This is a genomic window from Streptomyces sp. NBC_00667 (assembly GCF_036226825.1).
Taxonomy (GTDB): Bacteria; Actinomycetota; Actinomycetes; order Streptomycetales; family Streptomycetaceae; genus Streptomyces.
Map to the genome: position 1 here is coordinate 321,681 of NZ_CP109022.1, position 22,539 is coordinate 344,219.

General features: G+C 70.0%; 27 protein-coding genes. 8 read left to right on the plus strand and 19 right to left on the minus strand.

All coding sequences use genetic code 11. The features are described 5' to 3' along the window. Window positions 1-311: 311 nt before the first annotated feature. A complete protein-coding gene (locus OHA81_RS01500) occupies window positions 312-983 on the minus strand; it encodes a response regulator transcription factor (RefSeq protein WP_329191927.1) in 672 nt (223 codons plus the stop codon). Then, entirely contained in the window at window positions 980-2,155 is a 1,176-nt protein-coding gene (locus OHA81_RS01505) for a sensor histidine kinase (protein WP_329191929.1), read from the minus strand. Before OHA81_RS01505 ends, OHA81_RS01500 begins: the two co-directional genes overlap by 4 nt. A gap of 232 nt (window positions 2,156-2,387) precedes the next feature. On the opposite strand from OHA81_RS01505, the gene OHA81_RS01510 reads away from it, so the two are divergent. The 3 genes from OHA81_RS01510 (at window position 2,388) to OHA81_RS01520 (ending at window position 5,051) form a co-directional block, all read left to right on the plus strand. Next, window positions 2,388-3,308 (plus strand): ABC transporter ATP-binding protein, encoded by a 921-nt coding sequence (locus OHA81_RS01510; RefSeq protein WP_329191931.1) that lies wholly within the window; start codon window positions 2,388-2,390, stop codon window positions 3,306-3,308. After that, complete coding sequence (locus OHA81_RS01515) at window positions 3,305-4,138, plus strand: ABC transporter permease (RefSeq protein WP_329191933.1); 834 nt, start codon at window positions 3,305-3,307, stop codon at window positions 4,136-4,138. The genes OHA81_RS01510 and OHA81_RS01515 overlap by 4 nt, the downstream gene beginning before the upstream one ends. Window positions 4,139-4,295: 157 nt before the next feature. Continuing rightward, window positions 4,296-5,051, plus strand: a complete 756-nt coding sequence (locus OHA81_RS01520) for a hypothetical protein (RefSeq protein WP_329191935.1) — start codon at window positions 4,296-4,298, stop codon at window positions 5,049-5,051. Window positions 5,052-5,192: 141 nt separating this feature from the next. Here OHA81_RS01520 and OHA81_RS01525 read toward each other — a convergent pair whose 3' ends face one another. Continuing rightward, on the minus strand, window positions 5,193-5,627 hold the full coding sequence (locus tag OHA81_RS01525) for an ester cyclase (protein WP_329191937.1): 435 nt from the start codon (window positions 5,625-5,627) through the stop codon (window positions 5,193-5,195). 228 nt (window positions 5,628-5,855) lie between these two features. After that, window positions 5,856-6,224 carry a nuclear transport factor 2 family protein gene (locus OHA81_RS01530; RefSeq protein WP_329191940.1) on the minus strand — a complete coding sequence of 123 codons (369 nt, stop codon included), beginning with the start codon at window positions 6,222-6,224 and terminating at the stop codon, window positions 5,856-5,858. Between the two features lie 71 nt (window positions 6,225-6,295). Between OHA81_RS01530 and OHA81_RS01535 the strand changes: the two genes are divergently transcribed. Beyond that, window positions 6,296-7,171, plus strand: coding sequence for a LysR family transcriptional regulator (locus tag OHA81_RS01535; RefSeq protein ID WP_329191942.1), 876 nt, complete (start codon window positions 6,296-6,298; stop codon window positions 7,169-7,171). 43 nt (window positions 7,172-7,214) lie between these two features. Here the strand turns inward: OHA81_RS01535 and OHA81_RS01540 are convergent, their stop codons facing one another. From OHA81_RS01540 to OHA81_RS01550, 3 genes are all read right to left on the minus strand, one after another. After that, window positions 7,215-8,006, minus strand: coding sequence for an alpha/beta fold hydrolase (locus OHA81_RS01540; protein ID WP_329191943.1), 792 nt, complete (start codon window positions 8,004-8,006; stop codon window positions 7,215-7,217). Between the two features lie 125 nt (window positions 8,007-8,131). Beyond that, the gene (locus OHA81_RS01545; protein ID WP_329191945.1) at window positions 8,132-8,968 is read right to left on the minus strand and encodes an alpha/beta fold hydrolase; all 837 of its coding nucleotides are present in this window, start codon (window positions 8,966-8,968) and stop codon (window positions 8,132-8,134) included. A 52-nt stretch (window positions 8,969-9,020) separates the two neighbouring features. Further along, complete coding sequence (locus OHA81_RS01550; protein WP_329191947.1) at window positions 9,021-10,049, minus strand: saccharopine dehydrogenase family protein; 1,029 nt, start codon at window positions 10,047-10,049, stop codon at window positions 9,021-9,023. A gap of 120 nt (window positions 10,050-10,169) precedes the next feature. On the opposite strand from OHA81_RS01550, the gene OHA81_RS01555 reads away from it, so the two are divergent. Then, entirely contained in the window at window positions 10,170-11,141 is a 972-nt protein-coding gene (locus OHA81_RS01555) for a helix-turn-helix domain-containing protein (protein ID WP_329191949.1), read from the plus strand. Window positions 11,142-11,193: 52 nt separating this feature from the next. On the opposite strand, the gene OHA81_RS01560 is transcribed toward OHA81_RS01555, so the two are convergent. The 3 genes from OHA81_RS01560 to OHA81_RS01570 form a co-directional block, all read right to left on the minus strand. Next, window positions 11,194-11,571, minus strand: a complete 378-nt coding sequence (locus tag OHA81_RS01560; RefSeq protein ID WP_329191951.1) for a hypothetical protein — start codon at window positions 11,569-11,571, stop codon at window positions 11,194-11,196. Window positions 11,572-11,655: 84 nt separating this feature from the next. Further along, on the minus strand, window positions 11,656-13,047 hold the full coding sequence (locus OHA81_RS01565) for a Mucin-2 (RefSeq protein ID WP_329191953.1): 1,392 nt from the start codon (window positions 13,045-13,047) through the stop codon (window positions 11,656-11,658). A 259-nt stretch (window positions 13,048-13,306) separates the two neighbouring features. Next, the gene (locus OHA81_RS01570) at window positions 13,307-14,230 is read right to left on the minus strand and encodes a LysR family transcriptional regulator (protein ID WP_329191955.1); all 924 of its coding nucleotides are present in this window, start codon (window positions 14,228-14,230) and stop codon (window positions 13,307-13,309) included. Window positions 14,231-14,308: 78 nt separating this feature from the next. Here OHA81_RS01570 and OHA81_RS01575 point away from each other — a divergent pair, with 78 nt between their 5' ends. Then, on the plus strand, window positions 14,309-15,037 hold the full coding sequence (locus tag OHA81_RS01575; RefSeq protein ID WP_329191957.1) for an SCO6745 family protein: 729 nt from the start codon (window positions 14,309-14,311) through the stop codon (window positions 15,035-15,037). A gap of 30 nt (window positions 15,038-15,067) precedes the next feature. On the opposite strand, the gene folE is transcribed toward OHA81_RS01575, so the two are convergent. Both folE and OHA81_RS01585 read right to left on the minus strand, forming a co-directional pair. Beyond that, a complete protein-coding gene (gene folE / locus OHA81_RS01580) occupies window positions 15,068-15,715 on the minus strand; it encodes a GTP cyclohydrolase I FolE (RefSeq protein WP_329191959.1) in 648 nt (215 codons plus the stop codon). 1 nt (window position 15,716) lies between these two features. Continuing rightward, on the minus strand, window positions 15,717-16,151 hold the full coding sequence (locus OHA81_RS01585; protein WP_329191961.1) for a hypothetical protein: 435 nt from the start codon (window positions 16,149-16,151) through the stop codon (window positions 15,717-15,719). Between the two features lie 280 nt (window positions 16,152-16,431). Between OHA81_RS01585 and OHA81_RS01590 the strand changes: the two genes are divergently transcribed. Together OHA81_RS01590 and OHA81_RS01595 are read left to right on the plus strand one after the other, a co-directional pair. Then, window positions 16,432-17,157, plus strand: a complete 726-nt coding sequence (locus tag OHA81_RS01590; protein WP_329191963.1) for a helix-turn-helix transcriptional regulator — start codon at window positions 16,432-16,434, stop codon at window positions 17,155-17,157. 172 nt (window positions 17,158-17,329) lie between these two features. After that, window positions 17,330-17,794, plus strand: a complete 465-nt coding sequence (locus tag OHA81_RS01595; protein WP_329191964.1) for a hypothetical protein — start codon at window positions 17,330-17,332, stop codon at window positions 17,792-17,794. A 92-nt stretch (window positions 17,795-17,886) separates the two neighbouring features. On the opposite strand, the gene OHA81_RS01600 is transcribed toward OHA81_RS01595, so the two are convergent. The 7 genes from OHA81_RS01600 to OHA81_RS01630 all read right to left on the minus strand — a co-directional run bounded on the left by OHA81_RS01600 (window position 17,887) and on the right by OHA81_RS01630 (window position 22,382). After that, window positions 17,887-18,354 carry a DoxX family protein gene (locus tag OHA81_RS01600; RefSeq protein WP_329191966.1) on the minus strand — a complete coding sequence of 156 codons (468 nt, stop codon included), beginning with the start codon at window positions 18,352-18,354 and terminating at the stop codon, window positions 17,887-17,889. Between the two features lie 174 nt (window positions 18,355-18,528). Then, entirely contained in the window at window positions 18,529-19,122 is a 594-nt protein-coding gene (locus tag OHA81_RS01605) for a DinB family protein (RefSeq protein WP_329191968.1), read from the minus strand. 231 nt (window positions 19,123-19,353) lie between these two features. Beyond that, entirely contained in the window at window positions 19,354-20,079 is a 726-nt protein-coding gene (locus tag OHA81_RS01610) for a DUF4839 domain-containing protein (RefSeq protein WP_329191969.1), read from the minus strand. Window positions 20,080-20,305: 226 nt separating this feature from the next. After that, window positions 20,306-20,806, minus strand: coding sequence for a GNAT family N-acetyltransferase (locus tag OHA81_RS01615; protein ID WP_329191971.1), 501 nt, complete (start codon window positions 20,804-20,806; stop codon window positions 20,306-20,308). 463 nt (window positions 20,807-21,269) lie between these two features. After that, window positions 21,270-21,620: an ASCH domain-containing protein gene (locus OHA81_RS01620; RefSeq protein ID WP_329191972.1), complete on the minus strand. Its 351-nt coding sequence runs from the start codon at window positions 21,618-21,620 to the stop codon at window positions 21,270-21,272. A gap of 70 nt (window positions 21,621-21,690) precedes the next feature. After that, window positions 21,691-22,155, minus strand: a complete 465-nt coding sequence (locus OHA81_RS01625) for a hypothetical protein (RefSeq protein WP_329191973.1) — start codon at window positions 22,153-22,155, stop codon at window positions 21,691-21,693. A gap of 2 nt (window positions 22,156-22,157) precedes the next feature. After that, window positions 22,158-22,382 (minus strand): hypothetical protein, encoded by a 225-nt coding sequence (locus OHA81_RS01630; protein ID WP_329191975.1) that lies wholly within the window; start codon window positions 22,380-22,382, stop codon window positions 22,158-22,160. Window positions 22,383-22,539 lie beyond the last annotated feature (157 nt).

Genomic DNA, 22,539 nt, shown 5'->3' on the forward strand with positions numbered 1-22,539 from the left:
GACCCCGTGTATCGACTGGCCTCAACGCGATGCCGATTTATGGCAGCGCCACCGACGTGTCATGCTCATCGCATGCCGACGACCAAGCCAGTCGCGGCAGCCCTGACTGGATTGGGGCTGGACAGTCCAGCCGGCTCGGTCTGAACCTGTCCGTCCGGGCGGCGATGCCCGACCCGCGCACTCCGCAGGGGGAGCCGGCATGCATCCCGGTGTGATGGCCCCGGCTGCCGGAGCCCCGGCAACGTCGTGAGCGGTCGGCGGTGGGGCTGTGTGAGGAGCGGACCGATGATCGGTGCGGGTGTCGGACGCGCTCAGCCGGGCAGCGTGACGAGTCCCCTCTCATAGGCGGTGATCACGAGCTGGACCCGGTCCCGGGCACCCAATTTGGTGAGCAGGCGCGACACGTGGGACTTGGCGGTGGCCACCGTGATGAAGAGGTCCTCCGCGATCTCCGTGTTCGACCGGCCCCGCCCGACCAGGGTGAGGACTTCCCGTTCCCGCTCCGTGATGCCCTCGAGCTGCCGCGGAGAGCGTGCCGGAGGTGCTTCGGGGCGCCCGGCGAACTCGGCGATCAGGCGGCGCGTGACACCCGGGGCGATCAGCGCGTCGCCGGCGGCGACCACGCGGATCGCCGTGAGGATGTCGTCGAGCGCCATGTCCTTGACCATGAAGCCGCTCGCTCCGGCGCGGAGCGCGCCGTAGACGTGGTCGTCCTCGTCGAAGGTGGTCAGGATGAGGACGCGGGCGGCCGCCGGACCGGCGGTGATGAGTCGAGTGGCCTCGATCCCGTCCATGCCGGGCATCCGGATGTCCATCACCACGACGTCGGGGTGTACGTCCCCGACCAGTTGGACCGCCTCGGCGCCGGTGGCCGCTTCGCCCACGACCTCCAGGTCGGGTTGGTCAGCCATGATCACGCGCAGGCCGGACCGCACCAGGGGCTGGTCGTCGGCCAGCAGGACGCGTACGGGAGCGGCCGTCATCGGGCCCCTACCGCAACTCCGGTGGGCTCGGGCAAGGGCAGCCGCGCCGCCACCCGGAAGCCGCCCTCGGGACGCGGCCCGGCGCTGAGGCGGCCGTGCAGCAAGGCGACCCGCTCGCGCATGCCCACGATGCCGAAGCCGTGGGTCGGGCCGCCCTCGGTGGCACCGCGCCCGTCGTCGACGATTTCCACGAATAGTTCCCCGTCCCCGAATTCGATGCTCACGCGGCAGTGTCCGGTGCCCGCGTGGCGGACCACATTGGTCAGAGCCTCCTGGACGATACGGTAGGCCGACAGGTCGATGTCGGCCGGCAGCGGGCGCTGTTCCCCGCCGCGGCGTACGTCCACACGTACGCCGGCGTCCGTCGTCGCCGTCGCCAGCCGTTCGATGTCGGCCAGACCGGGCGAAGGCGTGAGCGGTGCCCGACCCGAAGCCGCCGCGTCCGGGTCAGCTTGACGGAGTGCGACCAGCGTTCGCCGAAGGCCCGACAAGGTCTCTCTGCTGGTGGCTTCGATGGCTCGCAGGGCCTCGCGGGCCTCCTCGGGTTGGGTCTGAATGACCCGGCTCCCCACCCCGGCCTGGATGGCGATGATGCCGATGCTGTGCGCGACCATGTCGTGCAACTCCCTTGCGATCCCCAGCCGTTCGGCGACCACGGCCTCAGCCACCTCCTGCGCGCGCAGTTCCACCGCGTGCTCGCGGCGCTCGCGGCTCAGGAGGCCGACCGTGCAGGCCGCGGCCATCGCCAGAAGGGCGATCACGAGGTTGACTGTCATGCCCTCGCCGTGCGCGAAGCCGCCGACGAGCAGGACTTGGACGACGAGGGACGTAGCCACAGCGACGGTCGAAGCCCGCCGCGGGCGGGTGGCGACGATGAAGGCCAGGGCGAGGTCCACCGCCAGACAGGGCAGGAACTGGCCCTGGTACGAAGCCGACAGGTCCACCCGGGCGGAGCTCGGGGGGCCCACGACCACGGCGATGGATCCGAGGAGCACCATGGACAGGGCCAGAATGGGCCTGCTCCGTAGGATTCCGACGAGCAGGCACGCCGCCAGCAGTGCCCCGATGCCGTGGACCGTGCCCGAAGCCCGCGGCCCACCTCCTATGAGCAGACCCACCGCGAGGACGTAGAGGACGCCTCCCACCCAGGCCATGACCTTCGCTCTCGTCATCGACGGTGTGCCGTTTCGAGGCGCTGTGCCGTCCCGCGGCCGTGTGCCCGCGTCGTGCTGTGCGACGCGCGCGGGCGACGGGGTGGTCGATATGCCGTTCATCCCGCGAGGTTATCCAGCCACCGACCCCGCGGCATCGGCCCGTGGGCGTACGCCCACGGGCGAACCCGGCCGCACGATTGCCGCCCACGGCCCCATGACCGGACGGGACCCTCCCGGCAGGGTTGTCCACGTGATCGAAGTCAATGAACTCACCAAGCGCTACGGCGGCAAGACCGCCGTCGACCAGTTGTCCTTCATCGTGCGGCCGGGCCAGGTCACCGGCTTCCTCGGCCCCAACGGAGCCGGCAAGTCCACCACCCTGCGGATGATCCTCGGCCTGGAGTCGCCCACCGGCGGCGCCGCCACCGTCAGCGGAGTCCCCTTCCACAGCCACCCTCGCGGCCTGCGGCACGTCGGCGCCCTCCTCGACGCGGGCCAGGTCCACGGCGGACGCACCGGCACGGCCCACTTGTCCGCCCTGGCCCGCAGCAACGGGATCTCCCCCCGCCGGGTGGACGAGGTGCTGCACCAAGTGGGCCTGGCCGAGGCGGCGACCCGCCGCATCGGCGGCTACTCGCTCGGCATGAAGCAGCGGCTGGGAGTCGCCACCGCCCTGCTCGGCGACCCGCCGGTGCTGATGTTCGACGAGCCGGTCAACGGCATGGACCCGGAAGGGGTGCTCTGGATGCGCCGCCTCTTCCGCCGCCTCGCGGCGGAGGGCCGCACGGTCTTCCTCTCCAGCCACCTCATGTCGGAGATGGAGAACACCGCCGACCAGCTCGTCGTCATCGGCCGGGGCCGGCTCATCGCCGCCGAGTCGGTACGGGACTTCGCGGCCCGCAGCACCGGCCTCGGCGTGGTGGTCGGCACGCGGGAGGCAGCCGAGCTGACCGCAGTACTGAGCGCTGCGGGCGCGTCGGTCGAGCCGGAGGGATCGGCGGGCGCCGAGAAACTCGCCGTGACCGGACTGCCGGCGGACCGGATCGCCGCGCTCGCCCTCGAGAACGGGATCCTGCTGAACGAGCTGACCACCCGAACCGCCTCGTTGGAGGAGGCCTTCATGAAACTCACCGCCGACAGCGTCGAATACCAGGCAGGACAGCCCCGATGACCACACCCGCCTCCGCCCTCGCGAGCACTGCGGCCGCGTCCCTCGCCGAGCCGCCCGCCCGCTTCCGTGACCTGCTCGCCTCTGAGTGGATCAAGATGCGGTCCCTGCGCTCCACCCCGTGGACCCTCGCGCTCACCATCCTGTTCGTCACCGGTTCCGCCGCCGTGGCCACCTTGGCGGACAAGGCCGCGGGCTCCGAACCCGCCGGCTTCCTGGCCTACGACGCCTATCCGGCGACCGGGTACATGACGCTGATCCTCGTCGCCGGGAGCATGGGCGCCCTCACCGTCGTGAGCGAATACGGCAGCGGGATGATCCGCACGACCACCGTGGCCGTACCCGACCGTGGCGCGGTGGTGCTGGCCAAGGCGGTCGTCACCGCCGTGCTGTGGACCGCGGTCGGCACGGCCGCCTCCATCGGATCCTTCCTGGTCTCCCAGGCCATCCTGAACGGGCGCGCTGCCGGCGTTCCGATCACCCACCCCGATGTCTTCCGGCCGCTGGTGGCATCCGCGTTGCTGGCTCCGGTGTGCGCCCTCGTCGGTCTGGGCCTCGGCGTTCTGCTCCGGCATACCGCCGGGACCGTGCTCACCAGCGTATTCGCCTTGCTGATGCTGCCCACCATGTTCTCGGAGAGCAACCGCTGGTCGGCCGATGCCAGACACATGATGGTGTCGGCCGCCTGGACCCGCCTGGTCGAGACCTGGGAGCCCGACCCCGGATCCCTGGGCTACACCGCCACGCTCCCCGGCTCCTGGGTCGTGTACGCCCTCTGGCCGCTGGCAGCGGTCGCCCTCGCGGTGGTCGTCGTCCGGCATCGCGACGTGTGACACGTGCCTCCGAGACGCACGCATCGTGCCCCTGGGGCTCAGGGCAAGGCCCTCGATGCGTGATGTGGCCGAGACACGGGAGCGCCTGGGTTGCATGTCCTCGTGACGCAGGGGCCGGCCTGGGGATGTCCGAGGCGGCTGGCAGTCTGGCCTGGTGATGATCCGTGGATATGAGACCGACCCGGTCGTGCCCGGGGAGGAGTTGCTCTCCCTGCCGGGGTTCTGGGCCGCCTACCTGATGTGGTTGTGCTCGACGGAGGACGGCGACGAACCCGAGCCTTCGTGGTTCGGTGCGGACGAGGCCGACACCGACTCCGCCTACGAGTCCCTGTCGGACGAGGAACGGTGGCCGGCCTTCCGGGTTCCGTTCGGCGGCGGCCACTGCGCGGTCGTGTTGGCGCGCAACCTGGCGGAGGACGCGGGGACGGAGTACCTCATCACCCATCCGTCCTGGGGCCGCGACGGGTACCTGGCCACCCTGGACGGGCACCAGGCCGGCCCCGGCCTGTCCTGGCGGGAACTGATCCATATCGCCCGCACCCCCGATCCGGCCGCCCCCGGAGTGCAGGACCCGAACGCCCGGCTGCTGCTCCTGCTGCCCGCCCTGGGCGACGAAGACCTCCCCGCGGACGCGGCCGAGGTACTCCACGGCGCACTGGTCTGGACGGGAGCCCCGGCGGAGGAGGCCCGGAAAGCGGTCGGGGCCCTCCTGGTGGACCATCCGCTGTGGGAGCCGGCCGGATGGACGCTGCCGGCCCCCTCACCGCTCTCCGGCAGCCAGGCACCCTTCACCGGCATCCTCTACTGCGACGAACCGGGAAGCCCGCGGTGCGGAACGGGACTGGCCCAGGGCATCACCCGGGAGCAGAGTGACCAACTCGCCCGCGCTCTCGGAACGTGGCCGGAGGACTGAGGACGGGCGCGCGGGGTCGCCTGTGGGGCGGGCCGTTCCTTCCACCGCTGGGCCGACACTCCATGGCCGCCGACGGACCCTGTTTCGTGCCGCCCGGCGCACATGGCTCGCCCGGGCTGCCAGGTCGTGGTGGCGCCCGGGTTATTCCGGCGTACCGCCGTGCGTGGGAATGACGCCGAGCTGCTGGAGGAAGCCGAGGAGGTCCTTGTCCGACCACTTCTCCGCAAGCCTGCCGTTTTCGATGCGGTGAATCACCGTCGCCGTCATCGTGAGCTGGTTCCCGGTGGCGGGGATGCCGGGAAGGTCCTTCTCGTGAACTCCACGGGCCGTCATCCGGGTCACCACCTTGTCGCCTTCCGCGATCTGGTCTTCGATCTCATGTGTCCCGGGAGTGGCCTCCCAGAAGAGACGGAACGCCTGCTTGAGCCCCTCGCGACCGGACCCGAACCCGGGGAACGGAGGGGGCGAGTGGTCCTGGTAGTCCTCGGCCACGAGTGCGTCCATGGCCTCCACGTTGCCCTTGTCGATCTCCGCGTAGAAGCGGCGAACCAACCTCTTGTTCTCTTCGCTCGACACGGGACTCCCCTACGCGCGTTTCGTACGGCCGGACCGGCGTACAGGATCGGAAGCATGGCCCGTCCGCCGTGAGACGACGTCTCCGCCACGCGCGCTTGCGTGTGCGATCACCCGGAAGCAGCCGTGCGCGTACCTCGGCGCGGCGAGCCGGCAGGGCGAACACGGCCTGATGCGGCGACGGGGGCGCGCAATGGTTTTTGATCAACGTGGTGCCCGAGTCGTCCCCGTTCAGTTGTGCCTCTCGAATCCCGCCAGCAGTCCGCGGGGGTCGAAGGTCACCCGGATCCGGGTGACCTTCCCGTCCTCCACATGCATCCAGTTCGCCGTCGGTGTGGGCGGCGCAACGCTCGTGTGCAGGTCGAACCAGGTGATCACTTCATCGCCGTCCGCCACCCGCACCTTCACGTCGATCTTTTCCAGGACCTGACCGAGCCCCTTCAAACCGGCGAGCGCCTCCTCCACCCCCGACGCCGTTCCCAGCGCTCCGACGAAGTCGACGTCCTCGGCCAACAACCCTCGCAAGGCCTCGAAGTCGCCCTCCTCCCAGGCGGTGAAGTAGGTCTCGGCAAGCTCTCGTGCAGTCTTCGTCGTGGTCATGCCTCCATCCTCCAACCACCGCGATCCATCCGTCCAACACATGGATCAGATGACATCTATCATCTCTGGATATGGAGGTACACCAGCTGCGCTACTTCGCCGCGGTCATCGACGAGGGCACTTTCACCGCCGCCGCCCATCGCCTGCACGTCAGCCAGTCCGGTATCAGCACCCAAGTGGCCAAGCTGGAGGCGGAACTGGGTCAGCAACTGCTCGACCGCTCCGGCCGTCAAGTCCGCCTCACCCCGGCCGGCGAGGCCGTTCTCCCTCTTGCGAAGAGCGCCCTCGCCACTCTCGAGACCATCCAGCACACCGCCGCCGAGTTCGCCGATGCCGTCCGCGGCCGGGTCCGTCTCGGCATGATCATGGGCTGCTCGATCCCGGCTTTCCTCGACACCGTCGCCGACCTCGGACGCTCCCACGCCGGCATCGAGCTCAGCCTTCACGAGGGCTACTCCGACGACCTCCAGGCCAAAGTCCTCTCCGGCTCTCTCGACCTGGCCCTCATCGGCTACGCGGGTGACGTCGTCCCAGGGCTGGAGGTGGGCATCGTCATCGACGAGCCGATCACCACCGTCGTCCCGGCCGGGCACGCTCTCGACCGTACGGAACTGCGCCTCTCCGACCTCCGGGGTGAGAAGATCCTCTGCCTCTCCCCGGGCACCGGCATTCGCGCCGCCTACGAGGATTCCTGCCGCAAGGTCGGCCTCGACCCACGCGTGGACATCGACGCCAGTTCCCCGGTCACCCTGCTCCGCCTCGCCGAGCGCGGTGCCGGCGCCGCCGTTCTCAGCGCGTCCTCCACACGGGGCACCGGCCTGCGGACCGTCCCGCTCACCGACGCCGCCACGCACGCCCGGCTCGGACTCATCACCCGCCGGGGCCGGCACTCCCCAGCCGTACAGCTACTGCGAACGCGGCTCCTCGCCGCTCTGCAAGCCGGCTAGGCATGTACATGTTGAAGCCAACGTGTGCGAGGCCCTCGTTGGTTCAGATGCTCGCGAGGAAGTCCCGGACCGCGGTGGCGAAGCCCTCGGGGTCGGCCTGCTGGACGAAGTGGTCGGTGTCCAGGGGGCGGTAGATCGTGCCGGGTCGTCTGGAGCACATGGCCTGGGCCTGCTCGACGGGCAGGACCTGACTGCGCAGCCCGTGGATCAGGAGCGCCGGGCAGTCGGTGGCGAGCCACTGCTTCCAGTGGTCGCCGTGGACGAGGTTCTCGGAGTCGACGGTGTCCTGCGGGTGGAACGGCAGCCGCCAGCCGGAGCCGCCGGGCAGCGGGCGCAGCACGGGGCCGAGGACGGCGGCCAGAGGTCCGCAGGCGGCGGCCAGTTCCTCACGGGTGGCCGCGGTGTAAGGGAAGTCGAGGACGAAGGCAAGGGGGCTCGTGCCGTGGTCGGGGAGGTCGACGGCGGTGTCGACGCTGATCAGGGCCTCGACCAGTTCTGGGCGTTCGGCGGCCAGGTGGACGGCGTTGAACGCGCCGAGGGAGTGCCCCAGGAAGACCGCGCGGTCAATGCCGAGGTGGTCGACGAGGGCGAGGAGGTCGGCGACGTAGCCGGCGCGGGTGTAGTCGGGGGCGCGGTCCGAGTCGCCGTGGCCGCGCTGATCGGGGCTGATCACCCGCCACTCGGGCCCGAGGGCGGCAGCGAGGGCGGTGAAGGACGCCCCCTCGGAGAGGTGGCCGTGCAGGCTCACCAGGGGGCGGCCGGCTCCGCCGAAGTCGAGGTAGGACAGGGTGCGGCCGTCGATGGTCAGGGCGGCGCGGGTGGGCTGGACGGTCATGGCGGCAGGGATTCCTCGGGTCGGGGTGTCTGGGTGGCGGTCCTTCGGCGGACGCCGTCCAGGTGAGTGTCTCGGCGGCAAGGTGGGGCGGAAGTACCCGCACTCCTCAGTCGTGGGCTCGGCTGTCAGGCGCGGGTGGAAGCGAAGGCGCGCAGGTCGTCGTTGAGGCGGTCCGCGTGGGTTGCGAACAGGCCGTGGCCCGCGTACTCGTACACGTGCAGCTCCGCCCCGGGGATCAGGTCCGCCGTGTGGCGGCCCGTGAGGGCCAGGGGTGCGGAGGCGTCGTCCGATCCGTGGATGACGAGGGCCGGGCAGCGGATCTTCACCAGTTCCGGGACGAGGTTCAGGGTCGGCAGGATGTCCCCCAGGGCGTTGGCGGCCCGCGCCGTTGCCCCGTGGCAGCGGTCGACCATGTACGCCACGTACGCGTCCGACACCTGCGGGCCGGGCAGGTGACGGGCGAAGAACGCGTCGGCTCCGTCGGCGAAGAACGTGGCCCGGTCCTGGCGGAAGGTTGCGTTGAATCCGCGGATCACCTCCGGGTCCAGTCCCTGCGGGTGGTCGGCGGAGCGGGCCGGGCCCGGGGCGATCGCGCCGACGAGGGCCACGCGCGCCACGCGGTCGCTGCCGCGCAGGGTCAGGTACCGGACCACTTCGACCGCGCCGAACGAATGCCCGACCAGGGTGACTTCGCGCAGGTCCAGGTGATCGAGGAGTGAGCCAAGATCCCCGGCGAGGGTGTCGAGGTCGAAGCCGCCCCAGACGTCTTCGGACCTGCCGTGTCCCCTGCGGTCGAAGCCCACGCAGCGGAAGCCTTCGGCCGCCAGCGGCAGCATCTGGTACTCCCACATCTCGGTACCGAAGTACGAGCCGTTGACGAAGACGATGACGGGTCCGTCCGAGGGGCCGTAGTCGACGAAGTGGAGGCGGGTGCGGTCGGTGGCGGACTCGAAGTACGGCATGGCGGGGTTCCTTCGGGGAGTGGCTGTCATGGGCTGTCCGCTACCACGATCCTTACGGACGCAGTTCCAGGGTGATGTGCGGGGACAGCGCGCGCAGGAAGTCGGCGGCGTCGAACATCTGGCCCGCGGAGGCGACGCCGACCGCGTGGGTGCGGCCGTCGAGGACGCGGGCGAGGGCTTCCACCACGAGGGGCGCGGTCACGGCGTAGATGTCCTGCCCGCGTGCGACAGCACGTCGTTCGGTGTCCCCCGATCGGACGACGGCGTCGATGAGGAAGGTCTGGTCGGACCGGCCGCTCTCGTCGCTCGCGGCAGGCGCGGGCGTGTCGGGCGATACGACGTCGCGGGCCGCCTCGGCGGTCATGTACGTGGTCACGTCCGGGATGGACAGATGGCTGGGAATGGTCACCACGTCGGCCATGGTGAACTCCCCGATCACCTCACGCGATCCCATCGGCGCGGGGAAGGACCATTCCAGGGCGGGCGGGGCATCGGTGCGGCGCTCCCACTGGCCGCCGGTGTAGCGGAGGCGGTAGTCGCCGCGCCGCTCCCGGGAGACCGCGCCGGACAGGCGGGTGCCGGCGGTGGGGTGCCAGTGGCTCAGTGCGTAGGCGACGTGAGCCGAGTCGGCCTCGGTCCAGTCGCCCATCGCCGCTGTGGCCAGCAGGTCGCCCAGACCACCGAAGAAGGCCATCGCCGGGACGATGAGCGCTCCCGCTTCGCGCGCCCGGTCGGCGAAGTGCGCGAAGGTGTCGAGGTTGGCCTCGATCTCGGCCGCGACGTCCAGGTACGGAATCCGGGCCCGCAAGGCGGCCTCGACGACGGGGGCCGTCGTGGAGGCGAACGGCCCGGCGCAGTTGATCACGGCCGACGTACCGGCCAGGGCGCGGTCGAGTGCGCCCGGGTCGTCGGCCGATGCCACACGGGCCTCCAGGCCGGCCTCGTGCGCCAGAGCCTTCAGCTTGTCCGCGTCACGGCCGCTCAGCACAGGGGTGTACCCGCGCTCGAGCAGTTCCGCCACGACGAACCGTCCGGTGTGCCCGTACGCGCCGAAAACCGCCACCTGCCGGTCAGACCCCATGAGTTGCTCTCCGTACTCGCCGATCCGCGGTTGCTCCGCCGTGATCCGTTGTGAACATCCTGTCGCCGAACAGCGCCACTCACGAGCGTCTGGAACGACATGCGTCATACACTTTCGGACATGCATACCGTCGCACTGGCCGTCACCGACGGCATGCTGCATTTCGAACTGTCCCTGGCCATCGAGGTGTTCGGGTCGGACCTGACCCACATCGTGGACCCCTGGTACGACTTCTCCCTCTGCGGACCGGGCGCCGTGCGGATCGACCGCTACCGCTTGGAAATGGACCACGGACTCGACCACCTTCCGCACGTCGACACCGTGATCGTTCCCGGCTGGGCCGACACGGATGTGGACCCGCCCGTGGAACTCGTCGACGCGGTGCGCGCGGCCCACGCGGCGGGCGCACGCGTCGTATCGCTGTGCACAGGGGCGTTCGTCCTGGCCGCCGCCGGCCTGCTGAACGGCAAACGCGCCACCACGCACTGGGCGCACACCGGGGAACTCGCCCGACGCCATCCCGACGTCACGGTGGACCCGGACGTCCTCTACGTCGACAACGGCGACGTGCTCACCTCCGCCGGCAAGGCCGCCGCCATGGACCTGTGCCTGCACCTCGTCCGCCTCGACCACGGCTCGGCGAACGCCAACAAGATCGCCCGTCGGTTGGTCGTTCCACCACACCGCGACGGCGGGCAGGCCCAGTTCATCTCCACCCCGCTTCCCGGCCCCGGCAACCATCCCCTCGCCGAGCTCTTCCCCTGGGTCCTCCAACGTCTGGACGAGCCGCTCACCGTGGAAGACCTGGCCCGGCAGGCACGGATGAGCTCGCGCCACCTGGGCCGCCACTTCAAATCACTCACCGGCACCACCCCGCTCCAGTGGCTCCACACCCAACGCATCCGCCACGCCCAGGAACTCCTCGAAACCACCGACGACACGATCGACACCATCGCCACTGCCACCGGCATGGGCACCTCCACCACCCTGCGCCGGCATTTCCACCGGACCATCGGCGTCCCCCCGGACACCTACCGCCGCACTTTCCGCTCCCCCACCCACCCCGGACCCGAACGCGACAACAGCAGGTGACAGCACCCGGCCATGGGGCCGTGGCCTTCCCCGCCACGCGAGAGATCACCGGTCAGTGCGGCAGGCATTCTCGGAAGCGACGCAGGAGTTCAAGACCGGCCGGACTCTCGGCATCGAAGGCTTGTCCCTGCTCTTCACGAGAGAGGTCCGGCCCCCAGACGCGGGTACCCCGACAGCGGAAACAGAAAGCGATCTCGAAAAGTTGATCAGTGGAGCTGTGTGCCCTGACTCCCCAGCCCGGGAGGAAGCACCGATGCCACTCGCCCCTCGGGAGATCCGCGATCAGCTCCAAAGCCCGCTGGGCTTCCAGGCCCTCCCAGATCTCGACGGTGTCACCGGAGAGATCCTTTGAAGTCAGGTGCCTGGCGGGGTCGGTGATACGGACGACCTCGATCAGCTCGGCCTTCGCATGGGTGTGGGGCAGCAGCATGCGCTCATACTCGCTCACCGCTGCCCTGCAGCCCAGCGGCGGAGGGAGATCGGGACGGAAAGCGCCGCGGCTGCTCCTCGGCGGTCAGGCAGGAACACCGGCCCGGTCCAGGACGGCGGTCATCTCGTCCTCGGGGAGCGCCGGGTTGGCGCCCGCGCTGGAGGCCAGTTCGGGGATTTGGAGCGCCTCGCGGAGCCGGTGGAGCGGGAGGCGCGGGTCGCCGGCCGCCGCCTGGCGCGTCCAGACCGCGGGGTCATGGCTGAGCCGTTCGATCAGCGCGGGTGTGGCGGCCGGGTCCCGGACGGCCAGCCGACGGTAGTTCCCGTCCGGGTGGTCCGCGTAGCGGGCGGCGAGGCCCTCACGGGGAAAGCGGGGGTGCGTCTCCGCCATCCAGGCGGAGAACGTCCCGCCGAGCCTCGCGTACACACGCATGAGCACCTCCTCCGGGGTGTCGGGATGATGAATGCCCAAGAGGTTCTCCACCACCGGGTCCTCCACGCGTGCGAGGAGGCGCAGCAGGTCGAGTGCCAGGTGGGGGCTGCGGGCGGCGGCGCGCCGGAGCAGCGGGTGGGCGGAGGCCGCGGCCCGACCCAGCACTTCGGGGTCATCGAGCCCGTCCCGTACCCACTGCACGCCGTCGCCCCTGTCGAAGTCCCCGACCGTGAAGTCGATCGCCATGCGCCGCATCTCATCCAGCTCGGGTCTGAGGGAGACCACGAGCCGTACGGCCTCGTCGGCGTCGACGGCGAGCCGCTCCACGAGGTCGGCGGGCAGCGACGGGTTCTCGGCGAGGGCTGCCAGGTGCGTCCGCCCGGTGACGCACCGCTCGGCGTCGGGGCGCAGCAGGAGACCTCGGCGCAGCGCTTCGGCGGCGGACTTCGGATCGCGCAGGAGTTCGGCGGTGAGGAGTGCGTCCCGACGGCACTCCCCCAGCGCGGCGGCCCGCCGCACCTCGGAGTCGGGGTCGGCGAGCAGGGCCGACCGCTCGCCCGGCGGCAGGATCTCCCACGCACGCACGGCTTCCCGGCGCGCTGCCGAACTGTGGTGAGTAGCCATCGAGGCCACGAACGACGGCGCCAAATGGGGGGAGTTCAGCAGTGCCGTCCGGACAGGAGGGGCGGGGTCGTCGAGCAGGCGGGCGCACACGGCGTCCGGGAGCGGCGCGACCTTCGTGCGCGGGTCGTCCCACTCGGGTCCGTACGCAAGGGCAGCCCGCACCTCGGGAGAAGGATCGTCAACGAGCCGGGCCCGCTGGGCAGGCTCCGCCCTGACGCTCATGGCGAAGTCGATCCGGGCGCCCGGGTTCGGGTGGGCCAGGATCACCTTGACGGCCGGCTCGGGGAGTCCGGCCCGCCGGAGGGCCTCACGGGGCGGACGGCCACCGTCCCCGTCGAAGGTGAGCAGGCGCAGCAGCAGCGGGGTCGGCAGCACCGGATTGCGAGCGACTCCGTCCAGCGCGGACGCGTGGAACCCCACCGTGTTTCCCCTAACCCCGTGTCTTCCTCGACCGGTCCGCGACCATGATCTCCCGTATCCCCGCCACGGACCGCCGAACCGCACCAGCTGAACGGGAGACCGTCACCTCCCACGAACTGCCGGCCGTCCGTGCACAGCGCCCCGCCGGGCGAGGCCCACGCGCAGCGCGGCACTGGCGCGGGCGCGGCCGACGAACTCCTCGACCTGGCCGCCGCGCACCCTACCCGTGTGGTCCCGCTCGCGGCCTCGGGGCGACACGTCACTCCTCGCGTGGCGGCGGGGAGGCCGGTTGCCCGTCCCGGGAGGCTGCGCGCAGCGCTGTGACGACGGCGGTGGTGGTCGGGTTCGCGTTCTCGGTGTGACGGGTGGCGGCGAACAGGACGCGTTGGATCGGGTGGTCCGCGAGGGGGGTCGTACGGATTCCGGGTGTGGCCGGGTCGATGGCCGTACGGGGGACGAGCACGGTGGCGAGGCCCGCCCGTGCGAGGGTGATCTGGGCGGCGATGTCGGCGGTGACGTAGCGGGGTGTGGGCGTGAAGCCGGCCTGTCGGCACCCTTGCAGGATGGCTTGTCCGCAATCCGTGGTCGGCGGTGGTAGCGCGAGATCGTGCGCGGCCAGTTCCCGCAGGATGACGGGCCGGGCGTCCCCTTGGTCGGCTGCGGTGACGACGAGCAGTGGATCGTCGAGCAGGGGGGAGACGTCGATCCCCTTGGGGGTCGCGTCGGGCAGGTGGTGATAGCGCTGCCCCAACACCACATCAACGGTGCCGAGCACCAGTTCCCGCAATTGTGCCTGGTCGGTGAGGAAGCAGGTCACGGTGAGCTGCGGATGGCACGTACCGAGCGAGGCGAGGGCGGGGGCCACGATCCGGGCGACGGTGGAGGGCAGCGCGGCGAGCGTGGCGGTGGCGCCGACCGTGCCCCTGACCGCGGCGATGGCGCTTTCCGCCTCCTCCACGGCGGAGAGGATCCGGTCGGCGTGTTCGAGGAGGACTCGGCCGGCCTCCGTCAGCGCGACCGTTCGCCCGTCGGGGCGCAGCAGGTCGACTCCCACGTCGTTCCTCAAGGCGGCCAGCTGCTGGGACACGGCACCGGCGGTCAGCGCCAAGGAGCGGGCGGCGGCGGTGATGGAGCCGCGGGCGGCGACGGTCTTGAGCATGTGCAAGCGGCGGACATCGAGCATGAATCAATAGATTACCTAAAGGGTCAGACCAGGAAACCGCTTCTTGATCTACTGAATAAAGGTGGCGACCATCAGTCCATGGAGATCTCCCAGTGCATAGCCGCCGTCGCCCGCCCCATCCACGACTTCGGCGACGAGTTCATGTCCGACGCGGCGACCGCCGAGATCGGTCTGCGTGCCGGTTTCGCCGCAGGCCGCGGCTTCTACTGCCGAGGACGCTTCGGAGTACTCGGTGAGGCACCGGCCGGCGTGGTCCAGGCGGCACAGGGCTTCCTCGGCCCGCGACTCGTGACCACGGGCTGGATGGAGGGGCGGCTCGTCATGCCGGCGGAAGAAGCCGCAGCCTGCTACGCGCAGGCTGTCCGCGCGTGGGGGCGGGCGCACATCCCTGCCGATGTCGACGTGGAGCACTTCAACCACCTGGCACAACGGCTGATCGGTACCGCCGACCCCGACGCGCTGCCGCTGTTCGCCGGCTGGCGCGCACAGCCCTGCCCCGGCGGCGACCCGGTCGGCGCGGCCATGCAGCGCATCCACGTGCTGCGGGAACATCGGGGCGCCTGCCACCTGGCCGCCGTACGCGCGTGCGGGCTCAGCGCCCAAGCGGCCATGGTCATCAACCTGGGTGTCGAGGAAGCAGCCCACTACGGCTGGCAGGACCCGCAGCCCGTCGACACCGCCCTGATCCTCCAGTGGCAACGGGCAGAGCGGCTCACCGACGAGATGCAGATGCCGTTGTACGCCTCTCTGACCGGCCGGCAGCGCACCGAGTTCGTCCGGCTCGTCGCAGCACTGACCGCCCGCTGACCAGTGGCAGGCCGGTGCCACCCGGTGGGTTCAGCCCCGCAGTCCGGTCAGGGTCAGGAACTCGGCCCTGGAGCGGGCGTCGGTGCGCAGGAGGCCGAGGAGGGTGGAGGTCATGGTGGTGGTGCCGGTGGCCTGGACGCCGCGCAGGGTCATGCAGGTGTGTTCCGCCTGGATGACGACGCCGACGCCTTTGGGGTCCAGTTGCGTCTGGAGCCAGTCGGCGACCTGCTTGGTGAGGCGTTCTTGGACCTGGGGGCGGCAGGCGAAGTGTTCCAGGACGCGGGCGAGTTTCGACAGGCCGAGGATGCGGTGGCCGGGGAGGTAGCCGATGTGGGCGGTGCCGACGAACGGAAGCAAGTGGTGCTCGCACACCGACCGCAGGGGGATGCTGCGGGCCAGGACCAGTTCGTCGTAGCCCTCGTCGTTGGGGAAGGTGGTCAGATCGAAGGGGCGGGGGGTGAACAGCTCGGCGTACGCGCGGGCCATCCGGCCGGGGGTGCCTTTCAGGCTCTCGGAGGCGGTGCTGATGCCGAGTGCCCGCAGGAAGTCCGCGGCGGCGACTTCCGCCGCGGCCAGGTCCGCACCCGCCGCCTGGCGGGCCACCCGCACGGTGGGCGGGTGGGGTATCGGCGCGTCTTCGTCGCCCGCCTGCACGGGGAGGGTGGAGGGCTGGGTCATCTCAGCTGCCTCCGATACCGAGCGCGGTGAGCAGGACGAGGACGACAGTGGTCACGGCCGACAGGCCGTGTCCGGCGACCACGGGAACCGGAAAGTAGCGCTCGGCGGGTGCACCTCGCCCCTGCGGGTCGGCTGCCGGCGTGGTGGCGCGGGCCTGGTAGACGGGGATCCAGCGGGCCAGCATGGTGAAACCGAGCAGCGCGACGGGCACGAGCAGGCCGAACGCGGTCCACGCCAGCGCGTCCTTGTCGGTGATCACGTAGACGATCCACACCACCAGGCCGGCCGCCGCCAGCCCGAAGTGGCCGAAGACCACCGGGACGGGCAGGCGGCTACTGCTGCCACCCTGCGGGCCGCCGCGCTTGATCCAGACGCCGAGCATGGAGAAGCCACCCAGCGCGGTGACCACCCACATGAGGAGTGCGGCGATGTCCATGAGAACTCCAGAGACGTGTTGGGGGAGGCCGTACGTACGCATACGGCCTGACGATCAGTTCCGGTCCGTGACGGCACCGGACGGAACGCGCGCCCGTACGGGCCGACAGGCACCGCGCAGACCTGCTGCTTCGCCGCGTGCTGCAACGGTGGGGCCAGGGCGGCGAGCCTTCCTGTTTCACCAATAAATTTTGGTGTTATTCGGCAGGCGAGTCAAGTGGCGGGGAAGACGAGGCAAGCGAAGGGGATGCGCCCAGACAAGTGGGCGTTATCGTGGGGGTGTGGCTTCCGACATGACTCAGCCGGCGTCTGCAGACGACACCGCCATCGCCTCGCTCAGCGTCCTCGGCGAGGAGTTGCGCCGGCGGATGTTCGAGTTCATCCGCCGCGCCCGCCGCCCTGTCACGCGCGACGAGGCCGCCGCCAGTGTGGGCATATCGCGCAAGCTCGCCGCCTTCCACCTCGACAAGCTCGTCGACGCCGGATTGCTGCGCGCCCGCTACGAGAGCCCGGGCGGCATCCGGAAGGTCGGACGACAGCCGAAGGTCTACGAGCCCACGGACACCCCGATCCGCGTCAGCATCCCCGACCGCCGCCACGAGCTGCTGGCCGATCTGCTGCTGCAGGCCGTCCTGACCGAGGGGGACTCGGAGAGCGCCGCCGAGGCCGCGATGCGCACGGCCGGGGAACGCGGACGGGAGCTGGGCGAGGCGGAGCGTGCGCTGTCGCGCCCCGGCCGGCTCGGTGCCGAGCGCGGTCTGACCTTCTGCGAACGGATGCTGGAGCAGCAGGGCTTCGAGCCCGCACGCGAGGGCCCCACCCGGCTGAGGCTGCGCAACTGCCCCTTCCACCCGCTCGCCGCCAAGGCTCCGGAGCTGGTCTGCGGTATGAACCACGCCTACCTGAGCGGCTACCTGCAAGGGCTGCGGGCCACCGCCGTCCAGGCGGTCCTCGCCCCCCGCCCCGGCGAGTGCTGTGTCGAGCTCACCCCTTCTTCATCCGAATGACGCCGCCGGAGCCGGCTCTGCCCTGGGCAGTGCCGGTCGCCCTCGCCCCACTCCTGTGGGGGCGTGACTGCGGCCCCCTGGGGCGCGTAGGTGATTGTGATCGCTACGTGCTCCAAGTGGGGTGCTCGAGCCGGATAAGGTGCCTCCGAAGTCAGGCCTGAGGGGGATCTCGTTGGAGCGACGGAAGCTGATCGGGATCGGGGCGGGGCTGGCGGTCCTACCCGCCTGGTGGACCCTGCGTCAGGTGGCGAACGGGGCCGAGGGGGACTGGCACACCGACACCACGCCGCTGGAGCAGGCATTCCCGCTGCTGGGCCGGCTCACCGACGCCAAGTGGGTAAGCAGCCGGGACAACGATCGGGGCGTACCGTCGCCGGAACTGGTGCTCTCGGGCCTCGCCCGGCTGGCACCGGGAAAACTTGCCGAGCTGACGACGGCCCACGCCTTCGTCTCCGAGGGGCCGGCCGATGACTTCAACTCGTGGTTCGAGAAGCCGCTCAAAGGCGAGGGGCCGGACCACCCCCAGTGGATCCGGTCGCACGAGCTCGACCGCGACGGCAGCCGCTACACCACCAAACTGTGGTTCGACCGTCGCAGCGACATCGTCCGCTTCTGGGCACTCAACCCCTACGGCTAGGGAGCGTGTTTGGTCGCGCTCAAGGGGCTGACGCATCACTCTGACGACAGTTCCTCCAGCGGCGCGCCCCACCCGGCGCGACCTCCCCTGGATCAGTGGGGTGACCCGGAAGAAGCGGCCTCGGCGGGGACGGCTCCACGGCTGCGCAGGCGCCGCGCGGCAAGCAGGGCGGGCAGCCGGTCCAGTGCGAGAGCGCCCGGTCCGGTGAACACCAGAAGCAGAAACGCCCAGCAGAACATCACGGAAGCCTCTCCGTGGTTCTGCAACGGCCACAGGGCGTGAGGCTGGTGGACGGTGAAGTAGGCGTACGCCATCGAGCCGGAGGCAAGGAGAGCCGCCGCCCGGGTGCCCAGACCGAGCAGGACCAAGCCCCCCGCGGCCAACTCGATGACTGCGGCATACCAGTCGGGCCAGACCCCGAACGCGACCGTGCCGCCACCGTGCGCGCCACCGAGGACACCGAAGAGGGCAGCGGCACCGTGCGAGGCGAACAACAGCCCCGTGACGATGCGGAACAGGGCGACGGCATAGGGCCGGCTTCTGTCGAGACGTGTGGTCATGGGAAAGACTCCTTCGGCTGCCAGGTCCCGTGCGGGCGGCGGAGCCGGACCGGCCGGTGAGCCGAGGCTAGCCCTTCAGCGGGCGACTGCAGCGACGGCGCGTGCACAAGTCACCGCCCTGGCCGTCTCGACAGCACCCGAGGAACCCAGCCTCACACCCCTCCCCGAACGACCTCAGCGCTGCTTGGCCTGAGCCTCCTTGGCGGACGCCTCCAGTCGGTTCCAGTGCTCCTGGTACCACGCCTCGTCGCCGCCATCCATGTTGCTGTTGTCCTCCCGCATACCGACCTTGCCGTCGATCAGCTCTCGGACGATGTCGGCGTGGCCGGCGTGCCGGTTCGTCTCGGCCGTCATGTGCAGCATGATCCGCTGAAGCGTCACGTCTCCGCTGTCGCCCCACCACGCGACGCGGCCCATCGCGTCGAGCGGTAGCGCCTCGATCGTCGCGTCCGCGTGCGCCCAGGCGCGGCGGTAGAGGCCGAGAACATCCTCGCGCGACTCCTCGGCGGGCGCCCACATGTCCGAGTTCGGCTCGGCGCCCTCCTCGTGCCAGGGGAGGTCCTCGTTGTGGGGGCGGCCGAAGGTCGGGCCGAAGTACCCGAGCTCGACGCTGGCGAGGTGTTTGACGAGGCCGAGGAGGTTGGTTCCAGTCGGCGTCAGGGGGCGGCGGATGTCGTATTCGGACAATCCGTCCAGCTTCCACATGACGGCTTCGCGAGCTGCTTTGAGGTAGCGGTGCAGGTCGTCTTTAGGATCATTGGGCTTCATGGGAGCGAGTCTCGCATCACTGCCGACGGCGGTCGCGTGAGTTAGCCGGCCGGCAAGGATGCATCAGCCGGCGACGGGTCCGTCTGCCTCGCGAACCGACCGTCCAGGGATCCCGCTGCCCGCAGGCCGCCCACGGCGCAGGTCTACGGGAGGCCGAGTGACCCACGAAAGCCGGGATGATCAGCATGTGGCGGCCCCTCTGGTCCGCGATGACTCGGCTGCCCATCCTGACTACCGGGTTTCTGTCGACACGGGGTCGAGGAAGAAGAGGCACTGGTCCGCGTTGAATTCGCGCACCTCGGCTACGAAGCGGAACTTATCGCCTGCGCCCACGGTGGCGGGGATCGCCTTGCCGGTCAGTTTCAGGTCGCCGATGTTGACGTCCTCGTACTTGAAGGCCGGCCCGAGTTCCGTCTTCGGCCCCTTGTCGCCCGGGCCCAGGAGGAAGTCGTAGCGCGTGTCGTAGTCACCGTGGCGCGCCATATTGACGATCGAGCCGTCGAACGCGACCGTCTGGCCCTTGTGTCTGGTCGCGAAGCCCGAGTTCGCCTCGTCGCATGAGTCCGCCTTCAGCAGCGCCGCGAACTCCGGGTCGTTCTGAGGCGTGATCACCTCGCTGGCAGCCGACTCGGCCGCAGTCGGAGTCGTCGCAGACGAAGGCTTCGCGCTCGCAGCGGTCGTCGGCTTGCCGGCCCCGTCCTTCTTCCCGCCTCCGTCACTCAGTGCAGTGCCAACGCCGATGACGATGGCGAGGATCACCAGGACGGCGGCCACCGCGCCGATCAGGAGCCACGGCTGCGGCTTCTTCGGCCGACGGAAGGTGAGGGTGGAGCGCAGCCTGCCCTGGGCCTGCTCCACGAGCTCCCAGTCCTCCTTCTGCATCTTCGAGATCACCAAGTTGTCGGTGCCGCGAACTGTCTGCACGGTCTTGTACTCGTACTTGATCTCGTCAGCCATGCGGCTCCGCGCCCCCCAAATGAGCTGTTCCTACCGACCGTCTCGCGAGCATAGGGGACCCCGCGAGGAGCCCTGGGCCGCATCCGGGTTCCCGTCTGGGGCCGTGCAGGCCGCGTACCCGGCCGAGGCGGGTACGCGTCACCGACAAGGCCTACGCCTCCCGCAAGAATCCCGGTCCGCGCGTCGGCCGTCGTCGTCGCGGCCATCAACGAATGGATGTGACCACTCAGGCAGCCCGCTGCATGCACACCAGCTGAGCCCTCTCGTCCCATGACCCGGTAACGGTGAAGCCGAACCGTTCGTACAGGGCGATGGCTCCGGTCCGCCACTCCCACACCGAGAGCCGCACGGTGTCCACGCCGTTTCCCACGGCATGCGCAAGGGCGGCGCCGAGCAGGGCGGATGCGATGCCCCGACCACGGAACTCAGGGTTCGTCCAGAGCCTCTTGATCTCCGACCGACCATTGGAGGGGGCGGTCACCACCAGGCAGCCCGCAGCGGATTCCCCCAAGAGGGCCACCAGCACGACATCACCGGCAAATGCAGACCGCGGGTCAGAGATCTCCGCCCCGTAGCGGTCCGGCAGCCCGTCCACATCGGCCACGGATTCGCCCTTCTCGGCCTGCGTCCGCACGTGGTAGGCCGCCAGCAGCGCGGCCAGGTCGTCCTCGATCGCAGGGGCCTGGTCCGGCCAGCGGACGATGACAACCCCACGGTGATCAGTCATGACACCAGCATCACACGCCGGGGACGGCGTTCCACACGAGCCCTTCTTCAGCCTTCGCCCAGATCGTACGACGGTGACGGTTGGTTCCGGACGGCGTCGAACCGGCCGACGGCCTGTCGGAGTTCGCGAGCCGTTCGAGGCCGCATGGCCTGCATCGCGGTATCGAGGAGCGCACGGGCTTCGAGGGGATTACCGCAGCAGTACCAGTGCACGTTGCCCACTCGTCGTCATGCCGTACATCGTGCCACGGTCTCCCACCAACGCACCTTCGACTTCGATGCGTTCGGGCCGCCTCGACGAGTTGGCGCGACAGCAATGCCCGCCACCCTTAAGGTCTGGCCGGCCCAGCGCGGCTGAACGTGCCCCGCATGCGCAGCGGCGTCAGCAGCGCTGGGGGCGCCCGCGTCCCGAAGCGCCGTGATCATGCGGGGAGGCACTCCAGTCGATGCCCGGGGTCACTCACTCATTTCACCAATTGGAAGTGCACGATGGCGATGGTGTCGGTCGGCTGGATCTGAGGGTAGTGAAACCGCAGTTTGTCGTGCAGCTCGGCGAGATCACGGAAACCGTCCGCCCGGGCGTCCGACTCGCTCAGCTCGGCAACTGTCATAGCAGTGACCTGCGTGACGACACCCGATAGTGCCACCTCGTCGTCCAACTCGAACACCAGGCTCACCGAGCCCGTCTCCACCGGGTCACGGAAACGTATCGTGGTCGTCTTCCGTTCGGCGCGTACCGCATCGAGATAGTCACGATGGAAGTACAAGGTCTGCGTCGCCGTTGAGTGCTGCTGCCATGAAGTGCTGTCGCCCATGCGGCGCACCCTAGCGGAGCGCGCAAACCCTCCGTGTCACATAACCCGATCGGCGCCCCCCGGGCCCCGGTCATAGCTTGAAGAGCACGCCGCGCCAGATCCATCCCGCGTCAAGGACCGCTCGTTGCAGGGGGTTCCTCATGTCCTGCGTACTGAAGCGGAACGTCTCGGTCTTGTGGCGGCGGCCATCCACCCCTGACTTGATCTCCCACTGCCGGTACACCTTGTCGGCCGGTCCACGGCCGTACTGCCTACGGGCTGCGTCAGCCGTCGGCTCCCAACACTCTTCGAGGACGCGGACCTCGTGCGTCGCAGGTCTCAGACGCATCCGGATTCTGAGGGTGACGTCCAGCGCCGGGTACTCGAACTCTGCTACCACGTCGGCGCCTTCCTTCGGGCTTCCCTCACGCACGACGAACCTGCCGTCACGGTCGCTGACGGAGAGGAGTGCGGCCCGGACCTCCTGGGCCGACCGTGCTGCGACACCGGGGCGCGGATATGTGGTGCCGGTCCACCTGTCCGTGAAGCGGCTCATGGTCACACCCCCGCCCTGAGAGACACGTGCTGGGTCAGGGCCGGTGTGTTCGCCGGGCCAGCCTCTCGGCGGTCGATCACCTCCACCGAATCGGCGATGTGCCGCAGTCTCTCCACTGATTCGCCAGCGGCGAAGGCCACTTCGTCTGCGACATCAGCGTTCGACTTGGCCGGAAGCCAGTCCTCCGGCAGGCGCATTTCGACCGGCACGGGCAGTGTCGCGGGCATTCAGAGCCCTCCTTCCGTCAGGCGGCGGCACCGCCGACGGCGTTGGACACCTTGTGCGGATCCACGCCCCTCCCACCCTATGTACGGCGATCTCACCACGATCAACAGCGTGTCCGGTGCGCGACAACTTGCGGAGCGGGGCCGACCCCTGCGCGCC

Bases quoted from the DNA above. Each gene is read 5' to 3' on its own strand.
- OHA81_RS01500 (WP_329191927.1), bottom strand. From the start codon at position 983: ATGACGGCCGCTCCCGTACGCGTCCTGCTGGCCGACGACCAGCCCCTG.
- OHA81_RS01505 (WP_329191929.1), bottom strand. From the start codon at position 2,155: ATGACGAGAGCGAAGGTCATGGCCTGGGTGGGAGGCGTCCTCTACGTC.
- OHA81_RS01515 (WP_329191933.1), top strand. From the start codon at position 3,305: ATGACCACACCCGCCTCCGCCCTCGCGAGCACTGCGGCCGCGTCCCTC.
- OHA81_RS01520 (WP_329191935.1), top strand. From the start codon at position 4,296: ATGATCCGTGGATATGAGACCGACCCGGTCGTGCCCGGGGAGGAGTTG.
- OHA81_RS01530 (WP_329191940.1), bottom strand. From the start codon at position 6,224: ATGACCACGACGAAGACTGCACGAGAGCTTGCCGAGACCTACTTCACC.
- OHA81_RS01535 (WP_329191942.1), top strand. From the start codon at position 6,296: ATGGAGGTACACCAGCTGCGCTACTTCGCCGCGGTCATCGACGAGGGC.
- OHA81_RS01540 (WP_329191943.1), bottom strand. From the start codon at position 8,006: ATGACCGTCCAGCCCACCCGCGCCGCCCTGACCATCGACGGCCGCACC.
- OHA81_RS01545 (WP_329191945.1), bottom strand. From the start codon at position 8,968: ATGCCGTACTTCGAGTCCGCCACCGACCGCACCCGCCTCCACTTCGTC.
- OHA81_RS01550 (WP_329191947.1), bottom strand. From the start codon at position 10,049: ATGGGGTCTGACCGGCAGGTGGCGGTTTTCGGCGCGTACGGGCACACC.
- OHA81_RS01555 (WP_329191949.1), top strand. From the start codon at position 10,170: ATGCATACCGTCGCACTGGCCGTCACCGACGGCATGCTGCATTTCGAA.
- OHA81_RS01560 (WP_329191951.1), bottom strand. From the start codon at position 11,571: ATGCTGCTGCCCCACACCCATGCGAAGGCCGAGCTGATCGAGGTCGTC.
- OHA81_RS01570 (WP_329191955.1), bottom strand. From the start codon at position 14,230: ATGCTCGATGTCCGCCGCTTGCACATGCTCAAGACCGTCGCCGCCCGC.
- OHA81_RS01575 (WP_329191957.1), top strand. From the start codon at position 14,309: ATGGAGATCTCCCAGTGCATAGCCGCCGTCGCCCGCCCCATCCACGAC.
- folE (WP_329191959.1), bottom strand. From the start codon at position 15,715: ATGACCCAGCCCTCCACCCTCCCCGTGCAGGCGGGCGACGAAGACGCG.
- OHA81_RS01585 (WP_329191961.1), bottom strand. From the start codon at position 16,151: ATGGACATCGCCGCACTCCTCATGTGGGTGGTCACCGCGCTGGGTGGC.
- OHA81_RS01600 (WP_329191966.1), bottom strand. From the start codon at position 18,354: ATGACCACACGTCTCGACAGAAGCCGGCCCTATGCCGTCGCCCTGTTC.
- OHA81_RS01605 (WP_329191968.1), bottom strand. From the start codon at position 19,122: ATGAAGCCCAATGATCCTAAAGACGACCTGCACCGCTACCTCAAAGCA.
- OHA81_RS01610 (WP_329191969.1), bottom strand. From the start codon at position 20,079: ATGGCTGACGAGATCAAGTACGAGTACAAGACCGTGCAGACAGTTCGC.
- OHA81_RS01615 (WP_329191971.1), bottom strand. From the start codon at position 20,806: ATGACTGATCACCGTGGGGTTGTCATCGTCCGCTGGCCGGACCAGGCC.
- OHA81_RS01620 (WP_329191972.1), bottom strand. From the start codon at position 21,620: ATGGGCGACAGCACTTCATGGCAGCAGCACTCAACGGCGACGCAGACC.
- OHA81_RS01625 (WP_329191973.1), bottom strand. From the start codon at position 22,155: ATGAGCCGCTTCACGGACAGGTGGACCGGCACCACATATCCGCGCCCC.
- OHA81_RS01630 (WP_329191975.1), bottom strand. From the start codon at position 22,382: ATGCCCGCGACACTGCCCGTGCCGGTCGAAATGCGCCTGCCGGAGGAC.